Raw genomic sequence first — 17,892 nt, forward strand, 5'->3', positions numbered from 1 at the left:
ACATCTCCATCAGTTTGTGTCCATGACCTTTACTCCACTTGCCACGAGGTCGGCGCGAAGCATCTCGATCTCCTGGGGCGTGGCGTCGACCAGCGGAGGCCGTACGTGCCCGCCGGTCTGGCCCACCAGGTTGAGGGCCGCCTTCGCCATGATCGCCCCCTGGGTGCGGGTCATGATCGCGGTGACCGCGGGGAGCAGCTGCCGGTGGATCTCGGCGGCGGCGTCGACCCGCCCCTCCCGGTAGTGCTCGATCATCGCGGCGAGCCGGTCGCCCACGACGTGCCCGACGACGCTGACGAACCCGGCCGCCCCGATGGACAGCCAGGGCAGGTTGATCATGTCGTCACCGGAGTAGAACGCCAGGTCGGTGGCGGCCATCACCTGCGAGGCCGCGAACAGGTCGCCCTTGGCGTCCTTGACCGCGACGATGCGCGGGTGCGCGGCGAGCCGGATCAGGGTGTTCGTCTGGATGGGCACGCCGGTGCGTCCGGGGATGTCGTAGAGCATCACCGGGAGACCGGTCGCGTCGGCGATCGCGGTGAAGTGCTGATAGATCCCCTCCTGCGGGGGCTTGTTGTAGTAGGGCGTGACCAGCAGAAGCCCATGGGCGCCCGCGCGCTCCGCGGCCCGGGCCAGCTCGATGCTGTGCGCGGTGTCGTTGGTGCCCGCACCCGCGACGACGGTGGCCCGGTCGCCGACAGCCTCGAGGACGGCCCGCAGAATGCGGTCCTTCTCCTCGTCGCTGGTGGTCGGGGACTCACCGGTCGTACCACTCACGATAAGGCCGTCGTTGCGCTGCTCGTCCACGAGGTAGACGGCGGTCCGCTGCACTGCGTCGTAGTCGACCGCTCCATCGGCGGTGAACGGGGTGACCATCGCGGTCAGCATGCGGCCGAAGGGGGCGCCTGAAGTTCCTGTTGGCGATGCCATAAAGGGAACGGTACCCGGAACCGGCGAAACGGTGGACCCCGCCACCCGGGTTCCCGGCACGCGCCGGCGGCCCCCGGCAGGGCCGCCGCCTGCGGGAACGCCCGCCCGTCGCGCCCCGCCGGACACGCCCCGGCGTCGGCGTGGCGCGCCCGGGCACGAAAAGAGACCGTCGATATGTGCTCGGGGGTACACACATCGACGGCCTCTACCCGTGAATCGTCCGGGCTTACCTCGGTGTTACACGGGAACCGGAGAGAATTTTCCTGCGGCGGGCTTACCCGCTTTCACCCGTGGGATCATCCGCCATATCCGTCCGGTCCACCACACGACGCCGTTCTGGAACGGTCGTACGGTCTTTCCCTAGGCTTTAGGCAAAGTTGGCGCTCCACCCACCCCCACTACGCAGTGTCGTCCAATGCACTCGACAGGATTGGCATTCGCCAAGGCGGCCCGCCGCGCCGGGCGCTGCGGGTGTGTGGCGCCGCGGGACCGGCGGCATCCGCCCCGGTCGCGACCGAGCGGAACCCAGGGATGGACCAGTGGCCAGCTCCGATCCGGTTTACCTGCGGGTCGTCGAGGACCTGCGTCGGCAGATCATCGACAGCACGTTACCCCCGGGGGCTCCGATCCCCTCGCGGGTGCAGCTCACCCAGCGGTACGGCGTCGGCGAGACCGCGGCCCGGCACGCGCTCCGGGTGCTCGCCCAGGAAGGCCTCATCGTCGGCCGGGTGGGCGCCGGGCACTACGTGCGGGAACGCCCGGTGCTGTCACCGTTACGCCGATCACGGTTCGCTGACCCGCACGACCTGTTCACCACGGACATGCAGGCCCACGGGCGCCGCGCCACGTGGGACTGGCGGTCCGAACTGGTGGACGCCACTCCCGACATCGCGCGCCGGCTGAAGCTCGACACCTCCGCGCCGGTGCTGCGCACCACCTGCGTGCTGCGCGGGGACGGCCGCCCGCTGCAGCTCGTCACCTCCTACGAACCGGCCGAGTTCAGCGAGGGCAGGCCGCTGCCCCAGGAGGGCACCGGCGCCCGCACGGCGCTCAGCGCCCGCATGGCCGCCGCCGGGGTGCCGATCACCGCGGCGAGCGAGGACGTCTACGTCCGGGTCCCCCGGCCGGACGAGAGCGACCGGCTCGAGCTTCCCGCCGGCACCCAGGTGCTGCACCTCGAACGTACCCACTGGTCCGGCGACCGCCCGGTCGAGACGAGCGACATCGTGGTGCCGGGCGACAAGTTCCGCCTCACCTACACGATCCCGATATCCGACCCGATACCGGGCGCCTGACCGCGCGAGCCGCCTCGTCGCACGGCCACGCCCGCGGGCGCGATCCCGCGAGGGCCCCGGACGCGGTACGGCCCGGCGAACGCGGGCCGTACCCGGCGTCAGAACACGGGGATGATGTCCTCCGGATCGGTGACGTCGACCTTGACGCCGTCGATGTCGAGCTCCGGGATCGCGGGGAACTCGATGCCCCAGCGCTCGACGATGGCCCGCACCTTGGCCATCGCCTGACGCCAGTTCTCGGCCTGCCGGTCGTGGTCGAGCACGCCGAGCCCGGCGTCGCGGGCGTGGTCGATCAGCACCCGATGGTTGGCGAGGAAGTACGGCGGCAGGTCCCAGAACTCGTCCGGCGGCTCCCACAGGATCATCGAGAGGAACACGAAGCCGGCGCGGAGCTGGCGGGTGATGACGCCCTTGACCTCGTCGGTGAGCCCCGGCCACTCCTTCTCGAGGATCGTCATGCAGATCTGCAGGTGGCGGGACTCGTCCCGGCCGATCCGCCGGAACATCTCGGCGAACAGCCGGTGCCGGGTGGCCGCCGCCATGCCGCGGAACAGCGTGGAGGCGGCCATCTCGCCCATCATGAAGCTGGTGAACAGCACCGGCAGGGTGTACCTGCCGAGGGCGGCGCTGTAGCCGTTCCAGTACCGCCCGCCGTTGTGGTACAGCCAGGCGATGTTGTTGTGGGCGGCCCGCTCCAGGTCGGTGACCGGTTTCCAGTCGAGCGGGCCGCCCGGCCACAGCCGGGTGATCGCCCGCTGGCAGCACTCCTCGTGGTTCATCTCGTCCCGCGTGATCGAGAAGAAGCACTTGCGGACCGGGTCCTCCTGGTGCTTCTCGAACGCGTGCACGGTGGCCCGGGCGAACACCGCGGGCCCGCTCGCGTCGAAGTTCGCCAGCACCGAGAACCAGTACATGACGCCGAGCCGCTGCTCGGGGGTGAACGCGGCGGGGTCGAGCTCGTCCCAGGGCAGGTCGGCGGGGTTCCACACGGCCCGCTTGGCCTTCTCGTAGATCGCGGCGAGCTTGGCGGTCTCGACGCGCCACTCGATCGGAAAGATGTTCGGCTGGGGGATCTCGGGTGCGGGCAGGAAACCGCCCTCGGGAACCGTCACCTCGGCCATGCCGCCCTCCCGCGCGGTGATGTGACACATTCACGTCTATCATGCGCTTTGGCGTAACAAAGTGCAATGGGTCACATTGCGGAGGATCCGGCGGGCCTCACCGGAGCCGTTGGGTGAGCGCCACGCAACCGAGCACGGCGACCGCGCCGAGCACGGTGACCGGGCCGACGTGCTCGCCGACGAGCAGCCAGGACCAGACCAGGGTGAGCAGGGGCTGGAGGAGCTGGGTCTGCCCGGCCCGCGCGATGCCGCCCCGGGCGAGGCCCGCGTACCAGGGGATGAAGCCGAGGAACGAGGACACCACGCCGGCGTAGGCGAGCCCGGCGAGCGCGTCCGGGGCCGGCCGTACCTCGGTGACCAGGGCGAGCACCACGGTCGCCGGGACGGTGACCGGCGCGGCGAGCACGAGCGCGTGGGAGATCACCTGCCAGCCCGGCCGGTTCCGGGTGAGCCGCCCGCCCTCGGCGTAGCCGATCCCGGCGGACACCAGCCCGCCGACGAGCAGCAGGTCGGAGAGGGTGAAGTGGCCGCCGCCCTGGCTGAGGGTGAACACGGTGACCGCCACCGCACCGGCCGCTGCCGCGGCCCAGAACGACACACGCGGCCGCTCCCCGGCCCGTGCCACCGCGACGGCCGCGGTGGCGGCGGGCAGCAGCCCGGTCACCACCGCCGCATGCGCGGAGCTTGCCCCCAGATCGAGAGCGAGGCTGCCGAACAGCGGGAAGCCGAGCACCACGCCGAGCACGATCAGTCCGTACGAGCGCCACTCGGCCCGGGGCGGCAGCAGGGGCGCTCCGACCGCGAGGAGGCACGCCGCGGCGATCACAACGGCCGTCGAGGCCCGGCCGAGCGCGACGAGGTAGGGGTCGAAACCGCGCAGCGCGAGCGCCGTGGCCGGAAACGAGCCGGAGAACGTCACGACGCCGAGGAACGCGAGGGCGGTGCCCTGCCAGGCGCGGGCGGCGGAGGAGCGGGAGACCGCTACTCGATCGGTCCCGGTAGCGATATCGTAGCTTCTCATGAAAAAGGATAGCAGTATCGATCGGCTCGCGGCGATCCTGCGGGCCGAGGTGGACCGGCTGCGGCCCGGCGACCGCCTGCCGTCCAGCCGGGAGCTGGTGGCCCGGTTCGGGGTGAGCCCGGTCACCGTGTCCCGGGCGCTGGCGCAGCTCGCGGCCGAGGGCCGGGTGGTCACCCGGCCGGGCAGCGGCACGTTCGCCGCGCCGCGCCCGGCGGGCCGCGCCGAGGCCGCCGACCTCTCCTGGCAGACGGTCGCGCTCGGCGACCGGGTGATCGACGACACCGGCGTCGCCGCCCTGCTCGCCCAGCCGCCGGAGGGGGTGATCCCGCTCGTCGGCGGCTACCTCCACCCGAACCTGGTGCCGGCCCGGGAGCTCGCCGCCGCGGCCGGGCGGGCCGCGCGCCGCCCGGAGACCTGGCTGATGCCGCCGCTGTCCGGGGTGGCCGGGCTGCGCCGCTGGTTCGCCACCGAGCTCGGCGGCGACGTCACCGCCTCGGACGTGCAGGTGGTCGCGGGCGGCCAGGCCGCGCTCGCCCACGCGTTCCGCGCGCTCGCCGCCCCCGGGCAGCCGGTACTGGTGGAGACGCCGACGTACCCGGGCGCGCTCGCCGCGGCGAAGGCGGCCGGGCTGCGCCCGGTGGCCGTGCCGATCGACGCCGACGGGGTGCGTCCCGACCTGCTCGCCGAGGCGTTCGCGGTGACCGGGGCGCGGCTGTTCTACTGCCAGCCGACGCTGCACAACCCCACCGGGGCCACCCTGCCGCGGGAGCGCCGGGAGCAGGTGCTCGCGGTGGCGCGCGCGGCGGGCGCGTTCGTGATCGAGGACGACTACGCCCGGTACCTCGCGCTCGGCCCGACCCCGCCGCCGCTCGTCACCCTCGACACGCACGGCGTCGTGGTGCACGTGCACTCGCTGACGAAGATCACCTCTCCGAGCCTGCGGGTGGCCGGGCTCGTCGCCCGCGGCCCGGCCGCGCACCGGCTGCGGGCCGCGCGGCTCGTCGAGTCGTTCTTCGTCGCCCGCCAGCTGCAGGAGACCGCGCTGGAGTTCCTCGAGTCCCCCGCCTGGCGGCGGCACCGCGCCGCGATCACGGCCGAGCTCGCCGCCCGCCGCGACGCGCTCGCCGGGGCGGTCGCCCGTCATCTCCCCGACGCGCAGCTGCACCTCCTCCCGCACGGCGGGGTGCACCTGTGGGTACGGCTGCCGCGGGAGACCGACGAGGCCGCGCTCGTCGAGGCGGCGCTCCGGCACGGGGTGCTGGTGAGCCCGGGGCGCATCTACTACCCGTCCGAGCCGCCGGGCCCCCACATCCGGCTCACCCACATCGCCGCCGCGCACCCGCCCGAGCTCGCCGAGGGGGTGCGCCGCCTCGCCGCCGCGTTCGCCGAGCAGCCCGCCGTACCGCGGCGCGAGGCCGAATCGGGGGCGGGCGTGCCGTCGGCATAGAGTGGTGCGGGAGGTGGGCGTAAGTGACCGACCCCGCGGAGCTGATCCGCGACTTCGTGAACACCTACGACGTCGAGAAGGACGCCGACGAGCTGGGCTCGCCGGAGGAGCTGGCGTCGTGGCTGTGCGCCCGCGGCCTCGTCGCCGCCCACGACCGCGCCACCGCCCAGGACCTCGCGGCCGCCGTCGCGCTCCGCGAAGGGCTGCGGGCCGCGCTGCGCCGCAACCACGACCGTGCCACCCGGACCCGGCACGGCCGGGACGCGCACGCCGCGGCCGCCACCGCCGAAGCGGTGGCACCGGCCTCCCCGCAGACGACCCACGACCCGCCCGACGGCCTTCCCGCCGCCACCACACCGACCCCCGCCGAGATCCGCACGGGCGCCCGGCGGGCGGCCCGGGCAGCCGCCCAGGCATCGGGTTCGGCGCCGTCGGATGGGCTGGCGGCCCTGCTCGCCGATCTCCCGCTGCGCGTCACCCTCGACGGGCCGGCGCCCGCGCTCGAGCCGGTCGCCACCGGGGTACGCGGCGGGCTCGCCCGGATCGCCGCGGCGATCGTCGCGGCGCACGCCGCCGGAACCTGGCCGCGGCTCAAGGTCTGCGTCGAGGCCACCTGCCAGTGGGCGTTCATCGACTCCTCGAAGAACCGCTCCCGCTCCTGGTGCTCGATGCGGATCTGCGGCAACCGCACCAAGACCCGCGCCTACCGGGCCCGCCACCGGGCCACGGGCGGGCGACGCCCGTCGTGACCGCCGGACGCAGGCTACCCTTACCCCCTGAAAGGGGGTGCCGATGGCCGAGGTGGGGGTACGTGCCGCGCTGCCGCGGGACGTGGACGCCGTGACGGACACCCAGATCCGGGCTTGGCGCTGCGCCTACGCCTTCCTGCCCGAGGAGCCGCTGCGCCAGATGGCCGGTGAGGACGCCCGCGGGTTGTGGCGCCGCCAGTGGGAGGAGGCGATCGTCGCCCCGCCCACGCCGCGCCACCGGGTGCTCGTCGCCGTCGAGCGTGGACTCGAGGACGAGGACGAGCCGAACGGCACGGCCCCGGACAACCGGCGGCTGCGGGAACGCGTGGTCGGCCTCGCCTCGCACGCGCCCGCCGAGGACCCCGACCTCGATCCCGGCAAGTTCGCCGAGCTGCTCACCCTGCTCGTCGACCCCGGCCACGTACGGCGCGGCCACGGCAGCCGGCTGCTCAACGCCACCGTCGACCACCTGCGCGAGGACGGCTACACCGGCGTGGTGACCTGGGTGTTCGAGGAGCACACGCCGATGCTCGCCTTCCTCGAGTCGGCCGGCTGGGCCGCGGACGAGGCCGAGCGCATCCTCGACATGGGCCGCCCCGTCCGCATGATCCGCCTCGTCACCGACATCAGCTGACGCCCACGGCCAGGGCGGCCTCCGGCGGCCGGTGACCGGCCGGGCCGTACCCGCACGCCGTACCTCGCGATGCCGCCGGGCCGCCGGGCGTGGTCGCCGAGGGGCCGTCGGTGGCGGCCGAAACGATGTTCTACGCTGCAGGGAGCAGTCAGAACCCCAGGGAAAGGCAGACGTTGGCGACACCAGCTCAGTGGCTCGCGGGGGCCCGGCCGCGCACTCTCCCCGCCGCGATCGTGCCGGTCGCCGTCGGTACCGGAGTGGCCGCCGCCTACGGCGGAGTGGTCTGGTGGCGGGCGCTGACGGCCCTGTTCGTGGCCTTGGCGCTCCAGGTCGGGGTGAACTACGCCAACGACTACAGCGACGGTGTCCGCGGCACCGACGACCGGCGGGTCGGCCCGCTGCGGCTCGTCGGCTCCGGCGTCGCCCGGCCGCGTGAGGTGTTCGGCGCGGCGATGCTGTGCTTCCTCGCCGCCGCGGTCGCCGGGCTCGCCCTCGTGGTGGCCACCGGCGCGTGGTGGCTGCTGCTCGTCGGCGCGGCCGCGATCGCCGCGGCCTGGTTCTACACCGGCGGCTCCCGGCCGTACGGCTACCGCGCCCTCGGCGAGGTGTCGGTGTTCGTGTTCTTCGGCCTGGTCGCCGTGGCCGGCACCACGTACGTGCAGCTGGAATGGCTGCCCTGGACGGCGGTGGCCGCGGCGGTGCCCTGCGGCCTGCTCTCCTGCGCGCTGCTCGTGGTCAACAACCTGCGCGACCTGCGCACCGACGCGGCCGCGGGCAAGCGCACCATGGCCGTCGTGCTCGGCGACGTGCGCACCCGCACGCTCTACACCGCGTGCCTGCTGCTGCCGTTCGCGATCGCGCTCGTGCTCGTGCCGTGGCGGCCGTTCGCCGCGCTCGCCGTGCTCGCGATCCCGCTCGCCCTCGCCCCGGTGCGCGCCGTCCGCACCGGCGCGGTCGGGCCCGCGCTCATCACCACGCTGCAGCAGACCGGCCGCGTCCAGCTCGCCTTCGGCGCCCTGTTCACCGCGGGCCTGGCCCTGTGATGCGAGCGCTCCGGGCCGCCCGCCGGGCCCGGAGCCGCGCCTTCCGCTTCCTACAGGTCGAGTTCCTACAGGTCGAGCAGGTGCTCCAGCCCGACGGTGAGGCCGGGCAGCTCACGGATGCGCCGCACGCCGAGCAGCACCCCCGGCGTGAACGACGCCCGGCTCATCGTGTCGTGCCGGATCGTCAGCGTCTCGCCCTCGCCGCCGAGCAGCACCTCCTGGTGGGCGATGAGGGCGGCGAGCCGTACCGCGTGCACCCGCACGCCCTCGACCTCCGCGCCCCGCGCCCCGGGCAGCGCCGAGGTGGTCGCGTCCGGCGACGGTCCCCGTCCCGCCGCGCGCCGCGCCTCGGCGACGAGCTCCGCGGTACGGCGGGCCGTACCGGACGGCGCGTCGGCCTTGTTCGGGTGATGCAGCTCCACGATCTCGACCGAGTCGAAGTAGCGGGCCGCCTTCTGGGCGAAGTGCATCATCAGCACCGCCCCGATGCCGAAGTTCGGGGCGATCAGCACGTTGACGCCCTCGTGCTCGCGGAGCCACCCGCGGACCGTCTCCAGCCGCTCGGCGTCGAACCCGGTGGTGCCCACCACCGCGTGCAGCCCGTGCGAGATGCACCAGTGGAGGTTGTCCATGACCACGTCCGGGTGGGTGAAGTCCACCACCACCTCGGCCGCGGTCAGCGCCTCCCGCGGATCGCCCTTGTCCACGGCGGCCACGAGCTCCATGTCCTCGGCCGCCTCGACCGCCTTACAGACCTCGACACCGACGCGCCCACGCGCGCCCAGCACACCTACCCGAATCACGAGCCCCAAGCGTATCCGCTTTCCCCGCGGACGCTCGCTCGGGACCGGCCCGGGCGGCCGGACGCGCGCGGAGACGGCGGTCAGGCGATGTAGTCGGAGAAGTCCCGGCCGGCGTACGGGCCGATCACCGCGAGGGTGAGCGGCCGGTTGAGCACCTCCCGGGCCACCGCCGCGACGTCCTCGGGGGTGACCGCGTCGATGCGGCGCAGCACCTCGTCGACCGGCATGAGCCCGTCGTAGACCAGCTCGCTCTTGCCGATCCGGGACATGCGCGAGCCGGTGTCCTCCAGGCCGAGCACGAGGCCGCCGCGCATCTGGCCCTTGCCGCGGACGATCTCCTCCTCGGTGAGGCCCTCGGCGACCACCCGGGCCAGCTCGTCCCGGCAGATCTTCAGCACCTCGTCGATCTTCGAGGGCAGGCAGCCCACGTAGATGCCGAACTGGCCGGTGTCCGCGTACTGGGAGGTGTAGCTGTACGCCGAGTAGGCCAGGCCGCGCTTCTCCCGGATCTCCTGGAAGAGCCGGGACGACATGCCGCCGCCGAGCGCCGCGTTGAGCACCCCGAGGGCGAACCGCCGGTCGTCGGTGCGGGCCAGGCCGGTGGTGCCGAGCACGAGGTTCGCCTGCTCGGTGGGCCGGTCGAGCACCCGCACCCCGGACCGGAACGGCACGCCGGGCCCGGACAGCCGCGGCGGCGCGGGCGGCGCGTCGCCCTCGAGCGCGCCCACCCGGTCGTACGCCTCGGCGACGAGCTCGACCACCCGGTCGTGGTCGACCCCGCCCGCCACCGAGACCACGGTCCGCGGCGGCCGGTAGAACCGGTGGTAGTACTCGGCGATGCGGTCCCGGGTGAGCGCGTTGATCGACTTGACCGTGCCGAGGATCGGCCGCCCGATCGGCGTGTCGCCGTACAGCTCGGCGGAGAACTGCTCGTGCACGACGTCGGACGGGTCGTCGTCGTGCATGGCGATCTCCTCGAGGATCACCGCCCGCTCGGACTCCACGTCCTCGGGGGTGATCAGCGAGGAGGTCACCAGGTCGGCGAGCACGTCGATGGCGAGCGGCAGGTCCTCGTCGAGCACCCGGGCGTAGTAGCAGGTGTACTCCTTGGCGGTGAAGGCGTTGATCTCGCCGCCGATGCCCTCGATCGCCGCGGAGATCTCCAGTGCGTTCCGCCGGGGCGTGCCCTTGAACAGCAGGTGCTCCAGGAAGTGGGTGGCCCCCATGTGCTCGGGGGCCTCGTCCCGCGACCCGATGCCGACCCACATGCCGACCGAGACGCTGCGCACGGCCGGCATGGTCTCGGTCACCACCCGGAGCCCGCCGGGGAGAACGGTGCGGCGGACCACCCCGGCACCGTTCTCGCCGTCGTGGAGAGTGATCGTGTTCAGTGGTCGTTTCACGTCAGTGCCGGACGCAATCAGGAGTTGCCCTCGTTGCGCGCGCCACGGGAGCGGGTACGGCGCCGCCGCCCGGTGGACGACGACTCGCCCTGCTCGGCACCGCCGCCGCCCGCCTTCGCGGCCGCGCCGGCCTTCGCCGCTTCCTTCTCCTTGGCCTTCTTCGCCTCGGCCTCGATCACCTCGACCGGGACGAGGGAGAGCTTGCCGCGCGGGTCGATCTCGGCGATCTCCACCTGGATCTTCTCGCCGACGCTCATCACGTCCTCGACGTTGTCGATGCGCTTGCCGCCGTGCAGCTTGCGGATCTGCGAGACGTGCAGCAGGCCGTCCTTGCCCGGCAGCAGCGAGACGAACGCGCCGAACGCGGCGATCTTGACGACGGTGCCGAGGTAGCGCTCGCCGACCTCGGGCATGTGCGGGTTGGCGATCGCGTTGATCGCCGCCCGGGCGGCCTCGGCGGACGGGCCGTCGGTGGCGCCGATGTAGATGGTGCCGTCGTCCTCGATGGTGATCTCGGCGCCGGTCTCGTCCTGGATCTGGTTGATCATCTTGCCCTTCGGGCCGATGACCTCGCCGATCTTGTCGACCGGGACCTTGATCGTGATGATCCGCGGCGCGGTCGGGTTCATCTCGGCCGGGGCGTCGATCGCCTCGCGCATCACGTCGAGGATCGCCAGCCGGGCCGCCTTCGCCTGCTTGAGCGCGCCCGCGAGCACCTCGGCCGGGATGCCGTCGAGCTTGGTGTCGAGCTGCAGCGCGGTGATGATGTCCCGGGTGCCGGCGACCTTGAAGTCCATGTCACCGAACGCGTCCTCGGCGCCGAGGATGTCGGTGAGCGTGACGTACTGGCCGTTCTCGTAGATGAGGCCCATCGCGATGCCGGCGACCATGTCCTTCAGCGGCACACCGGCGTCGAGCAGCGACATCGTGGACGCGCACACCGAGCCCATCGAGGTCGAGCCGTTCGACCCGAGCGCCTCGGAGACCTGCCGGATCGCGTACGGGAACTCCTCGCGCGACGGCAGCACGGGGATGAGCGCCCGCTCGGCGAGCGCGCCGTGCCCGATCTCCCGCCGCTTCGGCGAGCCCACCCGGCCGGTCTCGCCGGTCGAGTACGGCGGCATGTTGTAGTTGTGCATGTAGCGCTTGGTGCGCTCGGGGCTGAGCGAGTCGATCATCTGCTCCATGCGGAGCATGTTGAGCGTGGTGATGCCGAGGATCTGGGTCTCACCGCGCTCGAACAGCGCCGAGCCGTGCACCCGCGGCACCACGTGCACCTCGGCGTTGAGCTGCCGGATGTCCTTGGGCCCGCGGCCGTCGATGCGCACGCCCTCGTTGATGATCCGCTCGCGGATGAGCTTCTTGGTGAGCGCCCGGAACGCGGCGGCGATCTCCTTCTCCCGGCCCTCGAAGTCGGCGAGCAGCTTCTCCGCGGCGAGCGCCCGGACCCGCTCCAGCTCGGCCTCCCGCTCCTGCTTGGAGGGGATGGTGAGCGCCGCGGCGAGCTCGCTGCGGACCGCGTTCACGACCGCCTCGTAGGCGTCCTCGTGGTAGTCGATGAACAGCGGGTACTCGACCGGCTCCTTGCCGGCCACCTCGGCGAGCCGGGTCTGCGCGTCGCACAGCACCTTGATGAACGGCTTGGCGGCCTCGAGGCCCTCGGCGACCCGCTGCTCGTCCGGCGGGGTCCCGCCCTCCTCGATGAGCTGCAGCGTGTTCTTGGTGGACTCCGCCTCCACCATCATGATCGCGACGTCGCCGTCCTCGAGCACCCGGCCCGCGACGACCATGTCGAACGTCGCCCGCTCCAGCTCGCTGTGGGTCGGGAACGCCACCCACTGGCCCTCGATCAGCGCCACGCGCACCCCGCCGATCGGGCCGGAGAACGGCAGGCCCGCGAGCTGGGTCGACATCGACGCGGCGTTGATCGCCACCACGTCGTACAGGTGGTCGGGGTGGAGCGCGAGGATCGTCGCGATGATCTGGATCTCGTTGCGCAGGCCCTTGGCGAAGCTCGGCCGCAGCGGCCGGTCGATCAGCCGGCAGGTGAGGATCGCGTCCTCGGACGGCCGGCCCTCACGGCGGAAGAACGAGCCGGGGATGCGGCCCGCGGCGTACATCCGCTCCTCGACGTCGACGGTGAGCGGGAAGAAGTCGAGCGCCTCCTTGGGCTGCTTGGAGACCGTGGTGGCGGACAGCACCATGGTCTCGTCGTCGAGGTAGGCGACCGCGCTTCCCGCCGCCTGGCGGGCGAGCCGTCCGGTCTCGAACCGGACGACGCGCGTGCCGAAGGAGCCGTTGTCGATGACGGCCTCTGTGGTGTGGACTCCCTCCACGGGGGACCTCCTTCTCGGGTTGGTCTCCCCGCGCCCGGCGCACTCGCCTGCTCCCCGTCAAGTGCAGCGCCGGTCTTCGATCGAAGCACCCGGTCTGTACGGCGGTAGCCGTGACCATCCGGAGGCCACTACCGAGGACCGGCCCTCCGACTCCGCGGGAACGCGCCAGCGCGGACGCGGGGCACTGTCTGTTCAGTTGTGTTGTCCCTACGGCCCAGTCTGCTCAAAAAGTGGGTCATTTAACGGGCGCGACGCGCCGTGGACCCACACCAGACCGGTATTTGACCGGATACGAGTGAGGGGGCGACCCGACCGCCGCCCCCTTGGCCACTCTATCGGCGCAGGCCAAGCCGCTCGATCAGCGACCGATACCGCTCGATGTCCCGCGACTGCAGGTACTTCAGCAGCCGGCGGCGCCGGCCGACCAGCAGCAGCAGACCGCGGCGGCTGTGGTGGTCGTGCTTGTGCACCTTGAGGTGCTCGGTGAGCTCCTGGATGCGCCGGGTCAGCAGCGCGACCTGGACCTCCGGCGACCCGGTGTCGTTCTCCCCGGTGCCGAACTCCTCAATGATCTTCTTCTTCGTGGCGGTGTCGAGCGACACGGCTCTCCTTAGTCCTCTATGGGCACACCAGAACACACGATGACCGTCGAACGACCGTGTGTGCCTACAGTCGCCGACCGGGAGTCGGCGGACGGCGCAGGACGCGCCGTTGCACAGCCGACATGCAAGGCTACCATCCTGCCACACCCGGCAGCATCTTACCGATCGCCCCGGGATCGCCGCGAAGCTTGCCGTCGATCTCCCGCCACACCGCCGATCTTGCGGTTCCGGCGGCGGGTCAGCGCTCGGCCGTGCCGGACTCAGTGCCGGACTCAGTGCCGGACCGGGCGCCGGGCTGCGCGGTGAGCTCGCGGGTGCGCTCGATGTCCCGCCGCATCTGCTCGATCAGCGCCTCCACGCTGTCGAACCTGAGGTTGTCGCGCAGCCGGTAGCCGAAGTCGACGGCGACGTGCGCGCCGTACAGGTCGAGGTCGTCGCGGTCGAGCGCGTGCGCCTCGACGGTGCGCTCCACCCCGGCGAAGGTGGGGTTGGTGCCCACCGAGATCGCCGCCGGCCAGCGCTCCCCCGGGTACGCGGGCGGGATGCCCGCCACCTCGATGCACTGCAGCCACCCGGCGTAGACGCCGTCGGCCGGGATCGCGGTCCGCTCCGGCGGCTCGACGTTCGCGGTCGGCACGCCGAGGGCGCGGCCCCGCTGGAAGCCGCGCACCACCACGCCCTCGACCCGGTGCGGGCGGCCGAGCGCCTCGGCGGCGCCCGCCACGTCCCCGGCCGCGAGCCGTTCCCGGATCAGCGTGGACGAGATCGTCTCACCGTTGCTCACCAGCGGCACACCCTCGGCGACGAAGTCGTACTTCTCCCCCAGCTCCCGCAGCGTCTCCACGTCGCCCGCCGCCTTGTGGCCGAACCGGAAATTCTCCCCCACCACCAGGCCCGCGACCTTGAGCCGGTCGACGAGCACCGACTGCACGAACTCGTCCGGGGACATCTTGGAGAACTCGAGCGTGAACGGGAGCGTGCACACCGCGTCGACGCCGAGCTCGGCGAGCAGCTCGCCGCGGTACCGCGGGGTGGTGAGGCGGGGCGTCTGGGTGCCGGGGCGCACCACCTCGTCCGGATGCGGGTCGAAGGTGACGACCACCGCGGGCAGGTTGAGCCTGCGCGCCATCTCGACCGCGCGCCGCACCATGCCCTGGTGGCCGCGGTGGACTCCGTCGAACACACCGATCGTGACGACGGATCTGCCCCAGCCCTCGGGCACGTCGTCGAGTCCGTGCCAGAACTCCACCTTGACCTCGTTCCCTTCGGATTGTCGGTCGGCCCTCACCAGCGTGCCACGTTCCCGTCGGCGGCCCCGCACCGGGTGCGCGCGACTCCCCTCCAGGGTCGCATCATCGGGGCCGTTTCCCCCAGAGGCCGGGCTCCCCACGGGAAGCGTACGTCCGGCCTCGTGTTGCCGCGGGCCGTACCGCCCGCCCCGGCCGACGCCGGGGCCTTCTCGCGGCGGTGTCAGGGAACGAAGACGGCCAGGGGCCGGGCCTGCCCGCCCCGTTCCTCGACCAATGCCAGAAGCGTACCGTCCGGGGCGAACACCCCGACCGGCCCGGGGCCGAGCCCGGCCGCGGGCAGCCGCCCGCCGTGCGCGATCACGCGGGCCTGCTCGGCGGTCACCTCCCGGCGCGGGAACGCCGCGGCCACCGCCTCGCCGATCGGCATGATCTCGCACGACCGGGACAGCTGCTCGATCGTGCGCGCCTGCGCCAGCGAGTACGGCCCGACCCGGGTGCGCCGCAGGTAGGTGAGGTGGCCGCCCACGCCGAGCCGTTCCCCCAGGTCGCGGGCGAGCGCGCGGATGTAGGTGCCGCTCGAGCAGTGCACCGTCACGTCCACGTCCACGATCTTCGTCGCGGTGGCGGCGTCCTCGCCGGGCCGGAAGGCGGTGACCTCGAAGGAGTGCACGGTCACCGGGCGGGCGGTCAGCTCGACCTCCTCCCCGGCGCGGGCGCGCCGGTAGGCCCGCTGCCCGTTCACCTTGATCGCGCTGACCTGCGGCGGGATCTGCATGATCGTGCCGGTGAGCTCGGCCACGCCCGCGGCCACCGCCTCGGGCGTGACGCCCGCCGCCGAGGTCACCGCGACCACCTCGCCGTCGGCGTCGTCGGTGTTGGTGGACACCCCGAGCCGGATGGTGCCGTCGTACACCTTCTCGGTGAGCGCCAGGTGGCCGAGCAGCCGGGTCGCCTTCTCCACGCCGACGACGAGCACGCCGGTCGCCATCGGGTCGAGGGTGCCGGCGTGGCCCACCCGGCGGGTGCCGGCGAGCCGGCGCAGCTTGCTCACCACGTCGTGGGACGTCCAGCCGGCCGGCTTGTCGACGATGATCAGGCCGCTTGCGGGCGTGGGCGCCTTCATCGGAACGGATCGCACCTTTCGGATCGGGTCGGGCGTCGGATCGCTGACGGAACGCATGCCGCGCGGGGCGGTCACATCCGGGTGAGCAACGGCCGCAGCAGGGCCAGCGTGTCGTCGGGCGGCAGGTGCGAGGTGAACCCGGCCGCCCGGGCGTGGCCTCCGCCGCCGAGCGCGGCGCAGGCCCGGCCGACGTCGATCGCCCCCTTCGACCGGGCCGACACCTGCCACAGGCCCTCGTCGTCCTGCTTGAGCACCACGGCGACGTCGGCCTCGCCGGCCTGCCGTACCACGTCGATGACCCCCTCGACCTCCTCGTACGGCAGGGCGACCGCGGCCCGGTCGTCCCGGGTGACGTAGGTCCACACCAGGCCGTGCGCCTCGGCCGCGAGCGGCTCCAGGGTGGCCCGCTCCAGCGCGGTGGCGAGCACCTTGAGGTAGCCGAACGGGTTGCCCTCCCACAGCGCGCGGGTGATCGCGTCGGTGGCCAGCCCGGTGGCGACCAGCCGCCCGGCCATGTCGTGCACGGCCGGGGTGACCCCGTACCGGAACGATCCGGTGTCGGTGACCAGCCCGGTGTACAGGCAGGTGGCGATGTGCTCGTCGACGGGCAGGCCGAGCCGGGTGATGAGCTCCTCGGCGAGCACCGCGGTCGCGGCGGCGGTCGGGTCGACCAGGCGCAGCGTGCCGAAGCCGGTGGCCGCCACGTTGGACGCGTGGTGGTCGACGACGAGCAGCTCGGCCGCGTTGCGCGCGTTGTCCTCGAGCAGCCCGAGCCGCTCCACCGTGGCCACGTCGAAGGTGATCATCAGGGCGGGCGCGGCAGGGTACTCGGCGGGCGCCACGAGCAGCTCCTGCCCGGGCAGGAAGCGCAGCAGCCGGGGCACGGCGAAGTGGCGGTCCCCGAACGAGGCGACCACGTGCCGGCCGGCGCCGCGCAGCGCGAGCCCGAGGGCGAGCATCGAGCCGAGCGCGTCGCCGTCGGGCGAGACGTGGCAGGCGAGCGCCACCTCCTCGGCCGACTCGATCGCCGCCACGGCCCGCCGCCAGGTCTGCTCGTCGATCGCGCCGCCGCGGGCCGGGCGCCGCCACGGCGGGGCGGGGCGCGCCGCCGTGGGCCGCCCCTGCGGACGGGCCCGCGACCCGGTGCCCGGGCCGGTACCGGGCCGGTACCGCTGCTCCGGCTCGGCCCCGCCGGGCGCGGCCGCCCACGTGTGCGGTGACGTGGTCACTTCGCCCGGCGTCCCACGCCGCCCGGCACGTCCACGCCGTCCTCCTCGTCCTCCTCCTGGTCGGCGTCGTCCAGGTCGTCGGAGACGACGGGCCTGCGGTACGGGTCGGGGTCGCCCGCGGGCCGGGCCCCCTGGGCCTTGCGGGCGATCTCCTCGTCCCGGGCACGCGCCTGGGCGAGCAGCTCGTCGATGTGCCGGGCGTTCTCCGGCAGCGGGTCGTGCACGAAGGTGATGGTCGGGGTGTGGCGCAGGCCGAGCCGCCTGCCCACCTCGGAGCGGATGATGCCCTTGGCGCTCTCCAGGGCCGCGGCGCTGTCGGCGCGCTCGGCGTCGGACCCGAAGACCGTGTAGTAGACGGTCGCGTCCCGCAGGTCGGCGGTGAGCCGGGCGTCGGTGACCGTCACGAATCCCAGCCGCGGGTCCTTGATCCGTCGTTCCAGCATCTCGGCGACGATCTGCCGGATGCGGTCGGCGAGCCTGCGAGCACGTGCTGCGTCCATCTGGTCGCGCTCCCCCAATCAGTGTGAGTCGCCCTATCGCCGCGAATCGAGCGACGAGCCGGACCAGGGATCGTCGGCGTCCTCATGCCCGGATTCCTCGTGCTCATTGAAGATTCGCTGCCGCGCGGACAGAAGTTCGATCTCCGGATGAAAGGCGATCAGCCGCTCGCACGCGTCCATCACCTCGCCGCAGTTCGCCGCGGTGGCGCTCACCACGGCGATGCCGATCTGCGCGCGCCGGTGCAGCTCGAGGTGGCCGGTCTCGGCGACCGCGACGGCCGGGAACTTGCGCCGGACCTCCGCGATGATCGGACGCACCACGGAGCGCTTCTGCTTCAGCGACCGGACGTCCCCGAGCAGAAGGTCCAACGTCAGGGCACCTATGTACATGGGTCGGTGATCGACG

Annotated in this window: 17 protein-coding genes; 5 read left to right on the forward strand and 12 right to left on the reverse strand. The window is 72.9% G+C overall.

Going from position 1 to position 17,892, the window contains the following annotated elements; translation table 11 throughout:
• Positions 1-9: 9 nt before the first annotated feature.
• Entirely contained in the window at positions 10-930 is a 921-nt protein-coding gene (gene dapA / locus FHX40_RS15640) for a 4-hydroxy-tetrahydrodipicolinate synthase (protein WP_142260315.1), read from the reverse strand.
• Positions 931-1,469: 539 nt separating this feature from the next.
• On the opposite strand from dapA, the gene FHX40_RS15645 reads away from it, so the two are divergent.
• Complete coding sequence (locus FHX40_RS15645) at positions 1,470-2,225, forward strand: GntR family transcriptional regulator (RefSeq protein WP_142260316.1); 756 nt, start codon at positions 1,470-1,472, stop codon at positions 2,223-2,225.
• 98 nt (positions 2,226-2,323) lie between these two features.
• Here the strand turns inward: FHX40_RS15645 and FHX40_RS15650 are convergent, their stop codons facing one another.
• Together FHX40_RS15650 and FHX40_RS15655 are read right to left on the reverse strand one after the other, a co-directional pair.
• Positions 2,324-3,376 carry a hypothetical protein gene (locus tag FHX40_RS15650; protein WP_229788363.1) on the reverse strand — a complete coding sequence of 351 codons (1,053 nt, stop codon included), beginning with the start codon at positions 3,374-3,376 and terminating at the stop codon, positions 2,324-2,326.
• A 67-nt stretch (positions 3,377-3,443) separates the two neighbouring features.
• Entirely contained in the window at positions 3,444-4,367 is a 924-nt protein-coding gene (locus FHX40_RS15655) for a DMT family transporter (RefSeq protein ID WP_142260317.1), read from the reverse strand.
• On the opposite strand from FHX40_RS15655, the gene FHX40_RS15660 reads away from it, so the two are divergent.
• From FHX40_RS15660 to FHX40_RS15675, 4 genes are all read left to right on the forward strand, one after another.
• Positions 4,366-5,814, forward strand: coding sequence for an aminotransferase-like domain-containing protein (locus FHX40_RS15660; protein ID WP_189136145.1), 1,449 nt, complete (start codon positions 4,366-4,368; stop codon positions 5,812-5,814). The genes FHX40_RS15655 and FHX40_RS15660 overlap by 2 nt on opposite strands.
• Positions 5,815-5,837: 23 nt before the next feature.
• Positions 5,838-6,563: a CGNR zinc finger domain-containing protein gene (locus tag FHX40_RS25855; RefSeq protein ID WP_142260318.1), complete on the forward strand. Its 726-nt coding sequence runs from the start codon at positions 5,838-5,840 to the stop codon at positions 6,561-6,563.
• 43 nt (positions 6,564-6,606) lie between these two features.
• The gene (locus FHX40_RS15670) at positions 6,607-7,197 is read left to right on the forward strand and encodes a GNAT family N-acetyltransferase (RefSeq protein WP_142260319.1); all 591 of its coding nucleotides are present in this window, start codon (positions 6,607-6,609) and stop codon (positions 7,195-7,197) included.
• 173 nt (positions 7,198-7,370) lie between these two features.
• On the forward strand, positions 7,371-8,240 hold the full coding sequence (locus FHX40_RS15675; protein WP_142260320.1) for a 1,4-dihydroxy-2-naphthoate polyprenyltransferase: 870 nt from the start codon (positions 7,371-7,373) through the stop codon (positions 8,238-8,240).
• 65 nt (positions 8,241-8,305) lie between these two features.
• Here FHX40_RS15675 and dapB read toward each other — a convergent pair whose 3' ends face one another.
• The 9 genes from dapB to FHX40_RS15720 form a co-directional block, all read right to left on the reverse strand.
• The gene (gene dapB / locus FHX40_RS15680) at positions 8,306-9,043 is read right to left on the reverse strand and encodes a 4-hydroxy-tetrahydrodipicolinate reductase (RefSeq protein ID WP_142260321.1); all 738 of its coding nucleotides are present in this window, start codon (positions 9,041-9,043) and stop codon (positions 8,306-8,308) included.
• Positions 9,044-9,123: 80 nt separating this feature from the next.
• Positions 9,124-10,446, reverse strand: coding sequence for a M16 family metallopeptidase (locus tag FHX40_RS15685; protein ID WP_229788366.1), 1,323 nt, complete (start codon positions 10,444-10,446; stop codon positions 9,124-9,126).
• A gap of 17 nt (positions 10,447-10,463) precedes the next feature.
• Entirely contained in the window at positions 10,464-12,782 is a 2,319-nt protein-coding gene (locus tag FHX40_RS15690; RefSeq protein ID WP_142260322.1) for a polyribonucleotide nucleotidyltransferase, read from the reverse strand.
• Between the two features lie 332 nt (positions 12,783-13,114).
• Positions 13,115-13,384 carry a 30S ribosomal protein S15 gene (gene rpsO, locus FHX40_RS15695; protein WP_142260323.1) on the reverse strand — a complete coding sequence of 90 codons (270 nt, stop codon included), beginning with the start codon at positions 13,382-13,384 and terminating at the stop codon, positions 13,115-13,117.
• A 238-nt stretch (positions 13,385-13,622) separates the two neighbouring features.
• Positions 13,623-14,633, reverse strand: coding sequence for a bifunctional riboflavin kinase/FAD synthetase (locus FHX40_RS15700; RefSeq protein WP_142260324.1), 1,011 nt, complete (start codon positions 14,631-14,633; stop codon positions 13,623-13,625).
• Positions 14,634-14,854: 221 nt separating this feature from the next.
• Positions 14,855-15,757, reverse strand: coding sequence for a tRNA pseudouridine(55) synthase TruB (gene truB / locus FHX40_RS15705; RefSeq protein ID WP_142260325.1), 903 nt, complete (start codon positions 15,755-15,757; stop codon positions 14,855-14,857).
• Between the two features lie 71 nt (positions 15,758-15,828).
• On the reverse strand, positions 15,829-16,986 hold the full coding sequence (locus tag FHX40_RS15710; protein ID WP_229788368.1) for a DHH family phosphoesterase: 1,158 nt from the start codon (positions 16,984-16,986) through the stop codon (positions 15,829-15,831).
• Entirely contained in the window at positions 16,983-17,486 is a 504-nt protein-coding gene (gene rbfA / locus FHX40_RS15715; protein WP_142260326.1) for a 30S ribosome-binding factor RbfA, read from the reverse strand. Before rbfA ends, FHX40_RS15710 begins: the two co-directional genes overlap by 4 nt.
• Positions 17,487-17,519: 33 nt before the next feature.
• Positions 17,520-17,876, reverse strand: coding sequence for a DUF503 domain-containing protein (locus FHX40_RS15720; protein ID WP_142260327.1), 357 nt, complete (start codon positions 17,874-17,876; stop codon positions 17,520-17,522).
• Positions 17,877-17,892: the final 16 nt, after the last annotated feature.

The sequence above is a fragment of the Thermopolyspora flexuosa genome (assembly GCF_006716785.1).
Taxonomy (GTDB): Bacteria; Actinomycetota; Actinomycetes; order Streptosporangiales; family Streptosporangiaceae; genus Thermopolyspora; species Thermopolyspora flexuosa.

Bases quoted from the DNA above. Each gene is read 5' to 3' on its own strand.
- dapA (WP_142260315.1), bottom strand. From the start codon at position 930: ATGGCATCGCCAACAGGAACTTCAGGCGCCCCCTTCGGCCGCATGCTG.
- FHX40_RS15720 (WP_142260327.1), bottom strand. From the start codon at position 17,876: ATGTACATAGGTGCCCTGACGTTGGACCTTCTGCTCGGGGACGTCCGG.
- truB (WP_142260325.1), bottom strand. From the start codon at position 15,757: ATGAAGGCGCCCACGCCCGCAAGCGGCCTGATCATCGTCGACAAGCCG.
- FHX40_RS15655 (WP_142260317.1), bottom strand. From the start codon at position 4,367: ATGAGAAGCTACGATATCGCTACCGGGACCGATCGAGTAGCGGTCTCC.
- rbfA (WP_142260326.1), bottom strand. From the start codon at position 17,486: ATGGACGCAGCACGTGCTCGCAGGCTCGCCGACCGCATCCGGCAGATC.
- FHX40_RS15660 (WP_189136145.1), top strand. From the start codon at position 4,366: ATGAAAAAGGATAGCAGTATCGATCGGCTCGCGGCGATCCTGCGGGCC.
- FHX40_RS15650 (WP_229788363.1), bottom strand. From the start codon at position 3,376: ATGTGTCACATCACCGCGCGGGAGGGCGGCATGGCCGAGGTGACGGTT.
- FHX40_RS15670 (WP_142260319.1), top strand. From the start codon at position 6,607: ATGGCCGAGGTGGGGGTACGTGCCGCGCTGCCGCGGGACGTGGACGCC.